This window comes from Rhodococcus sp. BS-15, from assembly GCF_000813105.1.
Classification (GTDB): Bacteria; Actinomycetota; Actinomycetes; order Mycobacteriales; family Mycobacteriaceae; genus Rhodococcoides.
This window is the reverse complement of the sequence record NZ_BAOX01000482.1, coordinates 1-2,204: the sequence shown is the minus strand read 5'-3', so window position 1 is coordinate 2,204 and position 2,204 is coordinate 1. Positions and strand designations below refer to the sequence as shown.

Below are 2,204 nucleotides of genomic sequence, written 5' to 3'. Positions count from 1 at the left end.
GCTGCGCGCGGGGACTGGGCCGGCGCGCGGGCGGCACTCGCCAAACTGAGTACCGCTGCCGGTCCGAGCGTCGCAGCCGGCGTCCTCCTGCAGATCGGCTACTACCTCATGGCGACGTCGATGGGACACATCCTCGCTCTCACACCGCCGGTCACATCGATCTTCGGGGGACAGTCCGGTGACTAGCGTCATCGACATCGGAATCGGAGCACTCGTCGACGAGCTGCCGTCCGACCTCGTCATCACCGACCCCGATATCACCGCCAGCTACGCGCGCGACCAGTCAAGATTCACGTCTTGGAGTGTTCCCGCGGTAGTCCTCGCACCGCGCAGTACCGCGGAGGCATCCCTCTGTCTCACCGCGGCGCATCGACACTCTGTGCCGGTCGTGATCCGCGGCGCTGGATCCGGCCTAAGCGGGGGCGCAAACGGCGCGTCGGGGGCGGTAATGGTGAGCACTCATCGCCTAAAGACGATCGTCGACATCGACGCCGAAGCGCGGCTCGCCACCGTGCAGGCTGGCGTGGTGACCGCCGACCTCCGGGCCGCGGCGGGAGCCGTCGGGCTCCACTACCCGCCGGATCCGGGCAGCGTTGAGATGTGCACCATTGGCGGCAACATTGCGACGAATGCCGGCGGAATGTGCTGCGTGAAGTATGGCGTCACGCGCGACTACGTTGCCGCACTCACCGTGGTACTCGCCGACGGCACGATCATGCGAACCGGTCACACGACGCGAAAGGGTGTGGTCGGCTACGACACGACCGGACTCATCGTCGGATCGGAGGGGTCACTCTGCATGGTCGCCGAGGCTACGGTCCGATTGGTGCCGGCGCCGGCACCACCGACGACCGTCCTCGCGACCTTCGATGCTCTCGTCGCCGCGGGACGCGCCATCGTCGGAGTCCACCGCTCGGGTACGCCCTTCTCCATGGTGGAGATCCTCGACGGGACCACGGTACGCGCGGTCGAGCACCACACTGGCATGGATCTCGCGGGCGTGAATGCACTGCTGCTCATCCAGTACGAAGGCAACATGCCTCAATCGGCGCAGGACGAGTTGGCCGCGATTCTCTCGGCCAGTGGAGCCACCGATGTCGTGACCAGCTCGGACCCCCAAGAATCAGACATGCTCCTACAGACCCGCCGGATGGCACTCCCCGCACTCGAGGGGCTCGGCGACTGGCTGCTCGACGACGTCTGCGTGCCCGTACCGCGGATCGTCGAACTGATCGCAGCGATCGAACATATCGCGGACCGACGAGGCCTGACCATCGGTGTGTTCGGGCACGCGGGGGACGGAAACCTGCACCCAACGATCATTTTCGACGCCAGCGACGCGGAGGCCGCCGGCGCCGCTCACGCGGCGTTCGTCGACATCACCGACGCGGCTCTCGCCCTCGGTGGTACCGCATCAGGCGAACACGGCGTGGGGCGACTCAAACGCCCCTGGCTGATTCGCGAACTCGATCCGGCGGACCTCGCGCTCCAGCGCCGCCTCCGCGCCGCCTTCGACCCCGAAGGCATGCTCAGCCCCGCGGGTTGAGTCCGGCCAGCCCAACGAAGGAATCCCCATGAAGCACCGCCCCACCAATGCTGACGAGCTCCACCTCGGCTACTTCTTCCCTTCAGGAAAGACCAACTTCCTGTACTCGGACGAAGCGGCCCGCCGCACCCCGGAAATGACAAAGGCCAACCTGATCGCGCTCGCACAGGCGGCCGAGCACACCGGCTTCGACTCGCTGTTCATCGCTGACAACTGGTCAGGACACCAGCGAGCGGCGGAGCTAGCCGGGCATCAGTCACCCGCGTACCATGCACCGTTGCTCGCGATGGCCTTGCTCACCGCTACTGAGCACATTGGCGTGATCTCTACGTTCCACACGACTCACCACAAGCCCGCCCACGTCGCCCGCATGGGGGCGACACTGGACGCGTTCAGCGAGGGTCGTTGGGGCTGGAACGTCGTCACCGGTTTCAGCGCCGACGAGGCAGCGCTCTTCGGCGAGGAATTCGTCGAGCACGACAAACGCTACGACATGGCCAGCGAGTTCACCGACATCGTGATCCGCCTCTGGAACGAGATCGAGCCGATCGACGTCAACGGGGACTACTACCAGGTGCGCGGCCGGATCAAGAAGCCGCGCACAATGCAGGCGCCGACGCCCCTCCTCGTGAGTGCGGGCGCGTCTCCGGCTGGGACG

Annotated in this window: 3 protein-coding genes; all 3 read left to right on the top strand. The window is 66.3% G+C overall.

Annotated elements, in window-relative coordinates; all coding sequences use genetic code 11:
- Positions 1-186, top strand: a 186-nt coding sequence (locus RHBS_RS29385; RefSeq protein WP_187298663.1) for a hypothetical protein, incomplete at its 5' end; no start/stop codon positions are given.
- Complete coding sequence (locus RHBS_RS27130) at positions 179-1,546, top strand: FAD-binding oxidoreductase (RefSeq protein ID WP_006368857.1); 1,368 nt, start codon at positions 179-181, stop codon at positions 1,544-1,546. The genes RHBS_RS29385 and RHBS_RS27130, both read left to right, overlap by 8 nt.
- Before the next feature lie 28 nt (positions 1,547-1,574).
- Positions 1,575-2,204, top strand: a 630-nt coding sequence (locus RHBS_RS27125) for an LLM class flavin-dependent oxidoreductase (protein ID WP_128646887.1), incomplete at its 3' end; no start/stop codon positions are given.